This window comes from Calditrichota bacterium, from assembly GCA_013112635.1.
In the GTDB taxonomy this organism is placed as follows: domain Bacteria; phylum Calditrichota; class Calditrichia; order Calditrichales; family J004; genus JABFGF01.
The window spans coordinates 169,660-183,480 of sequence record JABFGF010000002.1; the positions used below are offsets into that span (position 1 = coordinate 169,660).

13 protein-coding genes are annotated in these 13,821 nt (G+C 37.5%); 5 read left to right on the forward strand and 8 right to left on the reverse strand.

Annotated elements, in window-relative coordinates; all coding sequences use genetic code 11:
• Positions 1 to 194 precede the first annotated feature (194 nt).
• From HND50_05910 to HND50_05925, 4 genes are all read left to right on the forward strand, one after another.
• On the forward strand, positions 195 to 1,313 hold the full coding sequence (locus HND50_05910) for an isocitrate/isopropylmalate dehydrogenase family protein (protein NOG44746.1): 1,119 nt from the start codon (positions 195 to 197) through the stop codon (positions 1,311 to 1,313).
• A 125-nt stretch (positions 1,314 to 1,438) separates the two neighbouring features.
• Positions 1,439 to 1,813 carry a hypothetical protein gene (locus tag HND50_05915; GenBank protein NOG44747.1) on the forward strand — a complete coding sequence of 125 codons (375 nt, stop codon included), beginning with the start codon at positions 1,439 to 1,441 and terminating at the stop codon, positions 1,811 to 1,813.
• 7 nt (positions 1,814 to 1,820) lie between these two features.
• Positions 1,821 to 2,741, forward strand: a complete 921-nt coding sequence (locus HND50_05920) for a hydroxymethylglutaryl-CoA lyase (protein NOG44748.1) — start codon at positions 1,821 to 1,823, stop codon at positions 2,739 to 2,741.
• A gap of 144 nt (positions 2,742 to 2,885) precedes the next feature.
• Entirely contained in the window at positions 2,886 to 4,082 is a 1,197-nt protein-coding gene (locus tag HND50_05925) for a CoA transferase (protein ID NOG44749.1), read from the forward strand.
• Positions 4,083 to 4,124: 42 nt separating this feature from the next.
• On the opposite strand, the gene HND50_05930 is transcribed toward HND50_05925, so the two are convergent.
• The 6 genes from HND50_05930 to HND50_05955 form a co-directional block, all read right to left on the reverse strand.
• Positions 4,125 to 6,116: a hypothetical protein gene (locus tag HND50_05930; GenBank protein NOG44750.1), complete on the reverse strand. Its 1,992-nt coding sequence runs from the start codon at positions 6,114 to 6,116 to the stop codon at positions 4,125 to 4,127.
• A gap of 82 nt (positions 6,117 to 6,198) precedes the next feature.
• Entirely contained in the window at positions 6,199 to 6,723 is a 525-nt protein-coding gene (locus tag HND50_05935) for an AAA family ATPase (protein ID NOG44751.1), read from the reverse strand.
• Positions 6,719 to 7,420, reverse strand: coding sequence for a DUF4412 domain-containing protein (locus HND50_05940; GenBank protein NOG44752.1), 702 nt, complete (start codon positions 7,418 to 7,420; stop codon positions 6,719 to 6,721). The genes HND50_05935 and HND50_05940 overlap by 5 nt, the downstream gene beginning before the upstream one ends.
• Positions 7,421 to 7,443: 23 nt before the next feature.
• On the reverse strand, positions 7,444 to 8,106 hold the full coding sequence (locus HND50_05945; GenBank protein ID NOG44753.1) for a rhomboid family intramembrane serine protease: 663 nt from the start codon (positions 8,104 to 8,106) through the stop codon (positions 7,444 to 7,446).
• A gap of 26 nt (positions 8,107 to 8,132) precedes the next feature.
• Positions 8,133 to 10,337, reverse strand: coding sequence for a M23 family metallopeptidase (locus HND50_05950; GenBank protein NOG44754.1), 2,205 nt, complete (start codon positions 10,335 to 10,337; stop codon positions 8,133 to 8,135).
• A 139-nt stretch (positions 10,338 to 10,476) separates the two neighbouring features.
• The gene (locus tag HND50_05955; GenBank protein ID NOG44755.1) at positions 10,477 to 10,833 is read right to left on the reverse strand and encodes a response regulator; all 357 of its coding nucleotides are present in this window, start codon (positions 10,831 to 10,833) and stop codon (positions 10,477 to 10,479) included.
• Between the two features lie 163 nt (positions 10,834 to 10,996).
• Here HND50_05955 and HND50_05960 point away from each other — a divergent pair, with 163 nt between their 5' ends.
• The gene (locus tag HND50_05960; protein ID NOG44756.1) at positions 10,997 to 11,926 is read left to right on the forward strand and encodes a P1 family peptidase; all 930 of its coding nucleotides are present in this window, start codon (positions 10,997 to 10,999) and stop codon (positions 11,924 to 11,926) included.
• Here the strand turns inward: HND50_05960 and HND50_05965 are convergent.
• Both HND50_05965 and HND50_05970 read right to left on the reverse strand, forming a co-directional pair.
• On the reverse strand, positions 11,921 to 12,379 hold the full coding sequence (locus HND50_05965) for a dUTPase (GenBank protein NOG44757.1): 459 nt from the start codon (positions 12,377 to 12,379) through the stop codon (positions 11,921 to 11,923). The genes HND50_05960 and HND50_05965 overlap by 6 nt on opposite strands.
• Before the next feature lie 36 nt (positions 12,380 to 12,415).
• Positions 12,416 to 13,816 carry a PDZ domain-containing protein gene (locus HND50_05970; GenBank protein NOG44758.1) on the reverse strand — a complete coding sequence of 467 codons (1,401 nt, stop codon included), beginning with the start codon at positions 13,814 to 13,816 and terminating at the stop codon, positions 12,416 to 12,418.
• Between the last annotated feature and the right edge of the window lie 5 nt (positions 13,817 to 13,821).

A 13,821-nucleotide genomic window follows, 5' to 3' on the forward strand; every position in this document is an offset into this window, starting at 1 on the left:
AAACTCAATTATTACAAAAATAACAAAACTAAGACTTAACTTTGGACACATCACATTTATAATGTTTAAAAATAATAATTGTGATCGAGAATCCGAACGATTTTTATTGATAATCTGATATTTTTTTTTTGTATATTAGACCTCACTATTATTAAAAATTAATAATACTTAAAAAATTTTAGGAGATTTAAGAAATGGCAAAATATAAAGTTGCATGGTTACCGGGAGATGGTGTTGGCAATGACGTAATGGAAGCAACGCGCATCGTTCTTGATAAGCTAAATTTCGATGCTGAGTACATTCATGGTGATATCGGCTGGGAATTTTGGAAACACGAAGGAGAGCCCCTTCCTTCACGAACTGTGGAAATGATGAAAGATACAGATTGTGCCCTTTTTGGCGCGATTACTTCTTTGCCAAAAGAAGAAGCACAGGATGCTTTAGATGAAAATCTTAAAGATAAAGGTCTAGTATATTTTTCTCCAATTGTTCGTCTTCGCCAGGAGTTTAACCTGCACACAAACTTGCGTCCATGTAAAGCTTATCCGGGTAATCCGCTTAATCTAAAAGAAGGCATCGACCTGGTTGTATTTCGTGAAAATACAGAAGGTATGTATGGTGGCGTTGAGTTTCATCCAATCCCACAGGAAGTCTTTGATGTATTGGACAAGCATCACCCCAAAATGAAAAAATTCGCACAGTATGGTCTTGAAAACATGGCTATGTCCACAAGACTAATGAGCCGCCAGAAATGCCGCAATATTGTTACCCAGGCGTTTGAATACGCAAAAACTCATAACTATAAATCCGTAACTGTGGTAGACAAACCAAATGTTATTCGCGAGACAGGTGGTTTAATGATCCGTACAGCACGAGAAGTTGCTAAAAACTATCCTGGAATTGAGTTATGGGAAACAAACATTGATGCTCAAGCTATGTGGCTTGTAAAAAATCCAATGGACTATGGTGTAATGGTTGCTGAAAATATGTTCGGCGATATTTTATCTGACTTGGCAGCTCAATTGGTTGGTGGTCTTGGTTTTGCATCCAGCGGAAATATGGGTGATGATTACGCGGTATTTGAGCCAACTCATGGTTCTGCGCCAAAGTATCATGGTAAATACAAAGTAAATCCAATGGCTATGTTCTTAACTGCAAAATTGATGCTGGATTGGTTAAAAGAAACGGATAAGGCAGATCGTTTGGAAAAAGCCATTGCCAAAGTTATAAAAGATGGTAAAGCAAAAACTTATGATATGGGTGGAAACACAACTACTCTTGAAATGGCAGAAGCTGTAGCAGCGGAGCTGTAATAAATCCTTGAGTTGTCATTCAGAGCGAAACAGAGTGTAGTGAAGAATCCTTCCCCGGATAGGATACTTCGCTGCGCTCAGTATGACACTAATGTACAGACAGTGAATATTATAATAGGAAAACTATGTCTTTTTGTACAGCAATAACATGTATGGATGGGCGCATTCAACAGCCTGTATTTGTCTATCTGCAAAACTATTTTAATGTAGATTATGTGGATACAATTACAGAGCCTGGCCCAAATAAGGTTTTAGCGGAACGAAATAATTTGGCAACTGTCCGTTCGATTATTAAGAGATCCGATATTTCACTTAATGTGCATCAATCCAAAGGAATTGCAGTTGTTGGCCACCATGATTGCGCTGGAAATCCCGTTGCCAAAGAAAAACAGGTTGAGCAAATTAAGGACAGTATCAGCTTTCTACAGCAAACATATTCAAAAATTGATATTATCGGATTGTGGGTAGACAACAATTGGGATGTAACTTTAATAAAGTGAGTTTATTATGAATACAATCAAAATCCATGAAGTTGGTTTGCGTGACGGACTTCAAATGGAAGAACAGGTAATCCCGAGCGAAACAAAAATAAAATGGGGGCATCAATTAATTGATGCCGGTCTGGATATTATCCAGGTTGGTTCATTTGTGCATCCAAAATATGTACCGCAAATGGCCGATACGGATGAGTTGTTCCGTTACTTTGCAACCGATGCTGAAAAACCCTGGACAGATCTTCTTTCCGGTCTTGTATTAAATGAAAAGGGCCTGGAAAGGGCTTTGGATTGTGGTGTTGAAATGATTTGCGCCGGTGTTTCTGCAAGTGAAACCCACAGTCAAAAAAACACTAAAATGGGCATAGATGAAGCTGTAGATCGTATTACAAAAATTGCTAAACAAGCACGTGATGCAAACAAGGTTGTACAGCTTTCAGTTCAATCGGCGTTTGGTTGTGGTTATGAAGGCCCCATCGCAGAAGACCAGGTGTTAAAAATTATCGGCAAATATCTGGATGCAGGGTTTACATATTTCAGCCTGGCTGATACTGCCGGTCATGCAGATCCAAATCAAGTAAAAAGGCTTGTGGAAAAAGTGCTAAATCTAGATAGCCACATCCAGTTAACCGGGCATTTTCATAATACGTATGCTATGGCGCTTGCAAATTGTATCGCCGCCGTACAAGCTGGTGTTGAAATATTGGAATCCTCTTTTGCAGGATTGGGTGGTTGTCCATTTACATCAGTGGCCGGTGGAAATGTTTGTACAGAGGATCTGGTTCACATGCTTCAACGTATGGGTTATAAAATTGATATCGATCTTGATTTGATCATTGCTACTGCCCGTGATGCAGCCAAGGTTTTAAACAAAGATTTACCGGGGATGATTTATAAATCGGGTTCAATAGACAAGCAGTTTGAGAGCAAATAGTAAAACTGGGTTTCAGGTTGCAAGTTACGAGTTGCAGGTTTTTTTTGGCTTTGAAAACATGTAACCTGAAACCCGCAACAAAATTATGATAAATATAAAGACTATTTTAAAGAAAATGGTAACTCCAAGGATGATTAAAAATATATGAAGAAGCTTCTTGAAAATATCCGTGTGTTGGATTTAACCAATGTTCTATCCGGCCCGTTTGCAACAGTACATTTAGCGCTTGCCGGTGCCGAGGTAATTAAAGTTGAAAATCCAAAAGGTGGGGATTTGGCGCGCAAGCTTGGTAATAAACCGGAATTTAATCAAAAACTGATGGGTACAAGTTTCCTTGCCCAAAACGCTAATAAAAAATCTCTTACCTTAAACCTGAAAAGTGAATCGGGAAAAGAAATTTTCCGCAAACTAGTAAAAGATGCCGATGTTGTAATCGAAAATTTTCGACCGGGTGTAATGAAACGCCTTGGCCTTTCCTATGATGATCTTACCAAAATAAATCCAAAAATAATTTATTGTGCAATTTCCGGTTTTGGGCAGGAAGGGCCGGATTCTCAAAAACCTGCATACGACCAAATTATGCAGGGGCTTAGCGGTGTGATGGCTATAAACGGAGATGAAACTTTAAACCCATTGCGTGCCGGCTTTCCATTGTGCGATACCGTTGCCGGATTAAATGCAGCCTATGCAGTTATGGCCGCCCTATTTCATCGCGAACGAACCGGCGAAGGCCAATTAATTGATGTGGCTTTGCTGGATTCGGTTATGCCACTAATGGGTTGGGTTGCTGCCAACTGGCTAATCGGCGGGAAACCACCAACTTTGTTAGGTAATGATAATTTCACTGCAGCGCCATCGGGTACTTTTAATACTAAAGACGGCTATATCAACATTGCGGCAAATAAACAGGAACAATGGCATAGTGTCTGTGATGTACTGGAAGTTGCTGAACTTAAAACCGACCCCAGGTTTGAGGAACGCGATACCCGTAAAAAAAACCGTAAACAATTAACACCGCTTCTTGAAGTGAAATTAACACAGCAAAATACAGATCACTGGGTGGATGTGCTTAATAAAGCAGGGGTTCCATCCGGAGCAATTCTCTCCATGCAAGATGCTTTGGTCGCAGATCAGATCAAATATCGTGAAACTTTATCAACTGTTAATGATGATGATATCGGTGATTTGCAGCTTTTTAACCTGACGGCAAAATTTAGCAAAACACCCGGCAAGATTGAATCGGCACCTCCAAAACTTTCCGCGCATACAAATGAGATTTTAGCAGAGTTGGGATATTCTTCAGATGAAGTTGCCAGCTTTAAAACAGAAGGCGTAATTTAAAAAATCTGTAGAGACACGATTAATCGCGTCTCTACATTTAGTTTATTTGCTTACTGTTTTTAATGCCTTTTCTGTCGCATGTAACAGAGCATCCGGGCCAACCGGTGATCCTGTCGCCTGCTTCATCCAAAGATCAGGTGCAATGTTCCCAAGTTTGGACATCCGTTCAAACTCCTGCCCGATATTGCCTGCTTTTTCCATTTGCTCCTCAATCTGGTGTGCAATCAAATGGCCAATCGGGTAGTTTGGCAAATACAAAAAGGAGTGAATCATATGTGAATAAACGCCAAGTAAAACCACATCTTTCTGGCCAAAAACAGGCGCATAATATTTATTCCAGATATCTTTTGAGATTTGAACTGTGGCATCTTTTAGCTGGGCAGGTGTCGCATCTGGATTATCATACATCCAATGCCAAACCGCCATATCAACCAGGCCAACTCCGGCTATTTCAAATGTACCCCAGAAATCATCAAGTGTTTTTAGTGCGGCACTTTTTGCATCCGGTTTGGCCAATCCAAGCAATTCTAAATCCTTCGCCTGGAAAACGAAAGCCAATGCTTCTGTAAATGCTGTGTTTGGTACGCCTTCCAAAAGGGTATAATCAATATTATTCAATGAAAAAACCTGCTCAACATTGTGGCCCATCTCGTGAACAGCAATATTATAGCCTTTATAATCCATGCCATCTTTGCCTACACGAGTCCGCAGATGTGCATTGGAAGAGCGCATTTGAGCGCCCCAGGCATGGCCCGAGCCGCGGGCCGGATCAACATCAATCTTGCTTGCCAGATAGTTTGCCCGTTCTTCAGTAAATCCCAGGCCAACCAATTGACGAGGCATATCTTTTTTATAAGCTTGCGGATTTGGATATCTTTTTTTTGTCATTTCGTCCAGCTGCTGTGGGCTGTATTTTCCCGTTGAGCGAAAACCATTATACCAGATATCAAAAGGCTCCAACTTCCGTCCAAGGCGCTGCTCGATTAAACCAGCCACTTTTTTAACCATGTCTGATGACATCACTTGTTCGAACATTTCTTTTACACGTTGTTCAGGAATCTCGCGGCCAACATCAAAACTGCGTGCAATTAATGTAGGTGCCGTTGGTGAATAAGGATCTTCTTTTTTAGCAGCCAGAAATGAATTTAGTAAAACTTCATAACGCCGGTTTGGCTCAGGATCATTGGATATTTTTAAATCTGCCGGCACAAGCTGATCAGAGTCTTTTACGGCCGCTTTTGTAACTTCACCTGTTTGTGGATTCCAATCCACATGCGGGTTATCCACAACAACATCCGGGATTGTCTGGTTTACAATATGCTCCATCACTCTCTGGATCATTCTTTGCTGTGGCAGACCTTTCTCACCATTACTGTATTGGGCTTTTATTTCATCTCTCAAGTTCCAATGGGAAAGCAGGCGCATTCCTTCAGGAAAAAGACGATTGCCATCATTGTCCAAAAGATGATGCATCCAAATATTATAACCGGCAATATATTGGTCCGATACAGCACCTGCTTCAGAGATTGCCTGACTTATTTCTGCAGGAACCCTTTTATCAAATTGATGGGCCAATCTTGTTTCCGCCCATTGCCTCCGTGTCCAGTTTTCACCTTCACCAAGGCGTTGTTCCAAGGTGGTTAATGGAAAATTGAGCAAAGCAATAAAAGCCAGTTTGTTCTTAAAAAAATCATCTGTCATGTGCGCATATGGATTATATCCTGCAAAGATTTCATCAAAAGGCAAAATGGGCCCGATATCCAAATCAGTTTGCCAACGAACTGCAAGCGCCATTTCGTTCATGTGCCCACCAAGTTGTTCCAAAAGCCACTGATAGCGTTCAAACATGGTATCAAGCGTTTTTGTGTCGCCTGCAAAATGCCGCATTACAAATGCTTCAAATTCCGCAGCATTGCCATCTTCAGCACGCCAGAAATCTGCCACTTGTTTGAGGCCTTTTTCAATTCTCAAGGCCTGACCTTCGCCGTATTTTTCAACCAACTTTTCTTTGATTTCTGTTTTTGATTGTTTCATCCAGGATACATCTGTTTTGCTTTTTTCCATTTTTTGAAATCCCAAAAGAGGTAAAATTAAAGCTAAAATTATTATTAGTATCTTATTCATGATAATTCTCCAATCCGTCATTTGTTTGATGGTTTGATATATATTCTGTTTTTTTACCACTAAAATCATCAAAAAGCTGTTTATGAGCTTTTAAAGAAAACTCGTCCGTTCTATTGGGGTATTCTTTTACCCAATCTATCAACATTTCCAGGTTATTATTTTGCTCTTCTTGTGATTTATATTTGTGTTGCTCCCATGGGCGTTTTTTACAATTACTAATGCATGTTTCAATATCTTTATTTAAGAAAACTATTTCATTTGCATTCTTAATTACGTGTTCAAGTAAATCTGCATAACACCCTTCTATTACCCATTCCTGATTTTTCTGGACAAAAAAATTTATTTCTTCAAGACTATCTGCTAATGGTTTTCTTTGGGGCGGCTTTGCATCCAACCAAGCCAATATATCCAAGTCTAAATGAGTGATTTTAAATTCTGCAGAAAGCATATTTGCCAATGAGGATTTCCCTGAGCCGGAGTTTCCAAAAATAACAATTCTTTTAAAACTTCTGTTAATTCTCTTCCTCCATCATTTTCAAGGGATTCTCAATTTGCAGAAAATCGTCCGGTACTTTAAACAAATCTTCTTCAAGCTTTCTTTTTTCGGCCTTGATTAACTCAATGCTGGTTTTAATTTCCATTCCCATCACATCCAACTCAACTTTTGTTAAAACAGGAAATCCCGGGTAATGCATACTTTTTTCCATTGAAGAAACCAGGGCAGACATTCCCGGCATTTTTCTATACATTTTAATCATTGCTGATCTATCGATTTTTACCTCTTCACTAAGCCACATTTCCATTGAGCTTGTTTCAGTTTTAGCTGTTAACTGGTAAGCCGTTCGATTATTGATTTTTTTTATTTGATCGGTTTTATTGAAAACAATTTCCTGACTACCGGAAGCCTGCATAAGCATATTGCTTAAATTTAATATCTGGTCCATTTCCTCGAAAGACATCTCAACATATTGTTTTTCTTTTTGTAATAATGTTAAGATTTTTTTTTCATCAAATAAAAGCAGCATTGTTTGACCAGGTTGTTCAATACGCACCTTCTCTTCAGAAATCCAGGATTTTGTAATGGCGTCTAAAGGCTGCCCCATTTCCATACCGCTTGTAGTAATATTCTGCTCCAGGTAAATCACTTCCTGCGCAAATAGGAAAAATGGCAAAATTAGGATCATTAATAAACTTTTAATAATTACTCTTTTCATTCTCAATTCTACATTATTAATTTTCAATTATATTTAGGATACCATTCAAAAAGTTTAATTAAAATAAATCCGCTTAGAAAGCCGCCAATATGGGCAAACCAGGCAACACCTCCACCACCCAAAGGTTGGATAGCGCTAAAATAACCATTGTATAGTTGAAATAAAAACCACAATCCCAAAGCTATAATTGCCGGTACTTTTATCACACGAATTATTATCACTAAAAACAAAAGAATTGATACTTTGTTACGCGGGAACTTAACAAGATATGCCCCTAAGATTCCTGAGATCGCTCCGCTTGCGCCAACCATCGGAATAGTCGAATCCGGTAAAAAGAACACCTGCATCATTGCCGCACCTATTCCCACAATAAGATAAAAAACCAGATAACGAAAATGCCCGAGAATATATTCGATATTATCACCAAAAATCCAAAGATATAAAATATTACCGGCAAGGTGAAAAAATCCACCATGGACAAACATCGATGAAAAAACTGTTAAATATACAGATGGATCCTGAGCATTTAAAAGTAATGACGGAATGGTTCCAAAGGAATAGAAAAAACGTTTTAATTCTGGTAATTCTGATGGCTGTAAAACGAAAACAACAATATTTAAACCAATAAGGAAATAGTTTACAATGGGGAGATATCGTCTTGGGCTTTCGTCAGCGATTGGGATCATTTTAAAAAATTCTTTTATGTATCACATTAATTGATAGAAAAAGCTGAAACCTTCTGTGTAATATTCCCGGCCCTGTCTTTTACTTTTATGGTGACTTTGTGCTTTCCTTTTTGAGGCTCATAATGCAAACGGCCCTTAACAATATTGGTTTCAAAGTCCCATTCAGGAACAACATATTCATCATTAAAATAAATCTCGATATTTTTATCGGAGCCAATTTCTGATATTTCATCAACCGCTTTAAAAATTATCTGAGGCATCTTTTTATATGTTTTCCCCCACCGTGGTTTTTGTATTTCGATTTGCGGGGCAATTGTATCCGCAGCAATTATGTATTTTGCAAATGTTTTTATCCGGGTTGAGATATATCCTGTTTGTGGATTGTATTTTCCACCAACAAAATTTAACCCCTTTTTACCAACAGAATAAATGGAAGCCTGGCCATCAGGGAAAAAACTTGAATCACTTTTTAAACTTAGCTCTATTGTACGGTTTAATATTTGGTCGCCAATACTCATTTTATAAATGCTCCCGAAGGCTGGTAACTCAAATTGTTCAGGGTTTGCACTATCCTTATCAATTGAAAAGAAAAGTGTGTCATAAACTGTTTTAACCGTTGAAGAAAGCTTAAGCGAATCATGATAAAATGAATATTTCTGCGTCTTATTTGGTAATAATAAATGCGCGCTAATCAGTGTATCAAAATAGACTTTATTTAAATCCTGCATTGTAATTTTTATTGAATCCGATTTAAACTTTTTAGCAGGAAAAACATACTCTGAGACGTTGTCATCAATGTTCAGCCGGTTATCATTATTGGTTGAATCATGGAAAACCTTTAAAGTCAGTTTTTCTGAATCGGCAATATTATTAAAAGAAAGAAATAGCTGTTTCCCATATAACTCCACCTGAGATGTTGGCAAATTTTTGTTTTCATTATTGAGCAAGGCAATGGTTTTTGTTGTCTGTCCAAAACTATTTTCCAGTATAGTCTGAAGTAAAAAGTCTCCTTGTTCAGCCAATCTTATTTTTAATAATAACACGGTTTCCAAACTATCAATGGTTCTTTCCATTATTTCATAATAACTGATCTCCTTCAAACTATCCGCTGATTTTCCTGAGAAGAATTGTAAATTGTTAATTTTTGTTGGAATTGTCATTTTTAAATAGGCATTTTCGCTGGATAGCTGCACCCGGTTTATTTTTGCGGAATTTAGTTCTCCCGGCAAAATATTACCTTTTATAATACTTCTATTTTGAAAATAATCTTCAATACTAATTTCAAAATTCACCGTATCATCTAAAACATTGATCAGACCATTTCCCAATTTACGGTTATAGAATCCAAGATTATTAAATGAATCCAAAAACAGTTTATTAAACCTCTTTTTAGAGCGCGCTTTCTCCGGATAATAAATATCAATATCAACCATTCGTGTATTTTTAAAATTTAAGCGATCATACGCCTGTTCAAAAATGGGATTGTTTTCCTGGCTAAGCGTAGATTTATAAAAACCTAATTTGTTATAAAATCCATCTGCCTGATCAAAACCATTTATGGCAAGCCCCAAAAGGCCCTGCGCAAAAATTGGCTCTTTAATAATATAAACGCCTTCGTGGATATGTGACAGAGGAAATATTTGCGGTTTAAATGAGCCATTCACACTACTTGATTCATTTTGCGGTATTATAAGCAGCTGCTTTAGATTTGGCCGGATTTTATCTTTTACAACAGAATAAAATTGTAATGGATTTAAAGGCCTGTTTTGTTCATCGCGGATTTCAAAATGCAAATGAGGAACCCCGATACCCGTTTGCCCTGTGTAAGCAATTATCTCACCTTTTTTAACCTTCAGGTTTTTTGGCCACCATTCAATCGAATAGCTTTTTTCTGCTCTTTGTCGCTCACCAATTTTTTGCTCTAGTTCCTTCGTGAACTTTTGAAGATGAAAATATACTGCTTTGCGTCCATCTTTCAATTTTAGATACAGCGCCTTTCCTGCTCCAAAAGGCGAAATTTTTATTCGCTCGATTATTCCGTCTTCAATGGCAAAACATTTGTACCCTTCCTTATTCCAGGTTTTAATATCAATTGCTGCATGGTAATGACCCGGACGATATTCGCAAAAACTTGAAGACAGAGCACGGCTTGCATTAGTTGGCCAAAGATAGTTTTGAGCTGGTAAAAAAGTACTAAAAAAAAGCAGCGGGAGAAGTAATATTTTAAACAAAAAATTTCCTTTTAAAAATGAATAGGAAATCTATAATCGGAGGTAAACAAATTGCAAATTATTGTAAAATAAAACTTTGACTAACGAGAAGATTTCTTAGAATTGAATTTAAGGATATTATGCAGAAAGAATTAATTTATTAATGAATATATTTTTGAATTGTATCATACAGCGTACTGAAATTTAATGGTTTGGATAGAATTTTTTTTACTCCAATTTCCAAAATCTCATCGATATTGTATTGAGCTGCATAGCCGGTAATTACAATGATCGAAAAGGAAGAATTCTTTTTTAAAATTGTCTTAGAAAAATCTACACCATCCATGTTAGGCATTTTGATATCAACAATAGCTAAATCTGGTTTAAAATCATCGATAACATTTAAAGCGTCTAATCCATCCTGTGCCGTTTTTACTTTAAAATTTTTCAATGTTAAAAATTCATCCAGCATTACACGGATATCATGTTCATCATCTACAACTAATATTTTTTTCATAATCTTTTTATTCATTCGTTTCGCAATAGCATATATTCGTCTATAAGGTACTAAAAATAAGATATTTATATAACTTTGATCATAAACTCTAAATTCATTTCGTTTTATTTTATTGCGGCTTACAACCACAAAATTGTACATTCAAATTAAAACTCAGGTTATTATGCTAAAAACTTTTAAAGTTGGACATTACACAGACAGTAAAAATGGAACCGGATGCTCCGTAATTCTACCACCTGCCAAGGTTGTTTGCTCTGCATATGCAATGGGGGCCTCTCCGGGAACACGCGAATACGCATTACTACAACCAGATAAAAAGATTGAATCCATAAGTGCTCTTGTTTTAACAGGTGGAAGTGCTTTTGGATTAAATGCTGCCAGTGGTGTGGTAGAAGAACTTGAATCTCAAAACATTGGTTACCAGACAAATTTTGGCATTGTTCCCATTGTTCCGTCCGCAGTTATTTTTGATTTGAATATCGGCAATGGTGCAATTCGCCCGGGTGTCCAAGAAGGTAAATTAGCTTTAAATAATGCAAGATTTGATAATTATCAATCCGGAAATATTGGTGCCGGAACCGGTGCAACTGTAGGTAAATGGTCCGGATTAGATAATGCTATGAAAGGCGGCTTGGGAGTTGCCCAGATTGAGCACGGCACACTTAAAGCGTGCGCTGTTTTAGTTGTTAACTCCGTCGGGGATGTTATTGACAATAATGGGAGAATTCTTGCCGGTGCACAAATCAATGGAAAATTTGTTGCAGAAAATGATCATAAAAAACGCTGGGGTGAACCAGTTCTCGGGTTGGTAGAAAATACAGTTTTGTGTGCAGTTTTAACGAATGCGGTTTTATCAAAACAACAAGCAAACTATTTGGCTGGTCGTGCACATTTTGGAATTTCCCGCAGAATTATTCCCTCCCATACAAGTTATGATGGCGATGTGTCTTTTGTTTTGGCCAGCGGAGAAGTGGAGACAACAATTGATATTCTATCGGCAATAACAATTGAGGCTGTTGAGCAAGCCGTTATTAATGCCGTAAAAAATGCAGAGAGTGTTTTCGGCATTCCTTCTTATAAAACTATATCATGAATTTTTCTTAATGATGTCATCAATGCGCTTATTATCTTCAACACCATGCTCATCTACTTTATCATATTTGCTGCCATAACCTTTATCCTGGCGGATTTGGTTTAGCTGGTTTTTCTTCATATATAATTCTGTCAAGCCATCCGGATCAAGACCAACAAGCTGACATTTACTAACCCAAAAATGAAGCTCATCAATAAGCTCCATGCGGATGTTTTCCCAATCAATCTTATCTTTATCTTTCCACCATTTCCATGGCAAATCATCTTCCATTTCAATCGATTCGTGTATCTGGGCACGGTTATAATTCAGCAACCATTCAACACGACTTTTTATCGTTTCAATATCATCTTTGTTTTGATCACAGATTTCGTCATAATCCTGGTTATGACGTTCTTTTAAAATCCGCTTATTTAGTTCATGTTGCTTATCAAAGATAACCCGTAAAAGGTCCATATTGTCTCCATTTTATAGATTTTATTAATCAGAAAATCAATCAAAGTTAGTCTTGATAAACAAGAAGCGTGTTTCCGAATGGCGCTTTACAAAAAAGCTGATATAGGCTGGCTTTTCTTTCTCAAGACGACCCAGAAATGTATCCAACTGACTAATGCTTTGCAAATCCTGATCATCAACTTTTAATAAAAGATCACCAACATGCAACCCGGAAAGATCGGCCCAACCGGCACGCTCGACACGGCTTACCCAAACACCATCTGTGTCATACTCTAATTGCTTGGCCATAATAATATCTTTAGTCAGCTCTTTGGCGCTAAATCCAAGACGTTCGTTTGAAATCTCGTCGGCAAGATATTGGCTTATAGGTACTGTGGATAAGTTAATCTTTAAACTCTTAATGGATCCTTTTCGCCAAATCTTTACATTAACAGTTTCGTCATCAGATTCACGAATTAAGTTCCTCAACGTAGCAAGATCCGTGTTTTTTTCGGCCTGTAATTTAGTACCATTAAACTCAGTTAATACATCACCAATTTTAAGCCCGGCTTTCTCCGCAGGTGAACCCTCTAAAATGGTGCTTATCAAAATACCGGTTAAATCATCTTCATTGAAATAACTTGCAAGACTGCGTGTAAATGGCTGCATATTTACACCCAACCATTTCTTACGATCCGTATTTTTTTTCTTAAATTTTGGTGGATCTGCAATAAGTGCATTAAACGATTCCGGTGTTAATATTTCACCAAATCCCGCTTGCCGGGAGGAATAATTATAAGGCATTGAACTAGCTGAACTAACCTGGTAAATGATTCCAAGATTAGATCCTGTTTTATCAAAAACAAGTCCAAATTTTATACTTTGCGTACCAATATCGGTCAGCATTTTTTTAGGAGGCCCGGGTATGATGCTGTTTATTGATTTCTCAAGAACCATCAATTGGAAATTGTATTTTTCCTTCAATTGATAAACAACAAATATTTTCTGTCCGATAAAATTATCGCTTTGTGTAAAAAATTTAAGCCCATTGCTGTCTAAAGGTTTGTTTGCTTTTATAAAAGCGATGTTTTTGTCATCATCTTTGCCAACAAAAACCGCATTAACAGATTTCCCACCTGCCAGTTTTATTTTTATATCTTTTGGCGGATGTGCGGGACCATAATGTGAAGATCGTGAAAAGTCCAGCTTTGCTTTATAGATAGCCGCAGATGTCATAATCAACCCGGATGAGTCAACAATTACTCCGCTTAAGCTGCGTTTAATTTTATTTATTTGAGAGATCGATTCCGTGGAATTTATTTCCTCATAATATTCAATTGTTACCAGGTTTTTTTCGGCAATGTTTTTCACTTTTTGCCAGGCATCTTCATTTTGCGACCAGAGTGAAGTAGATAAAGAAAAAACTAATCCTAGTATTAGCGCAGATTTTCGTCCCATGTACA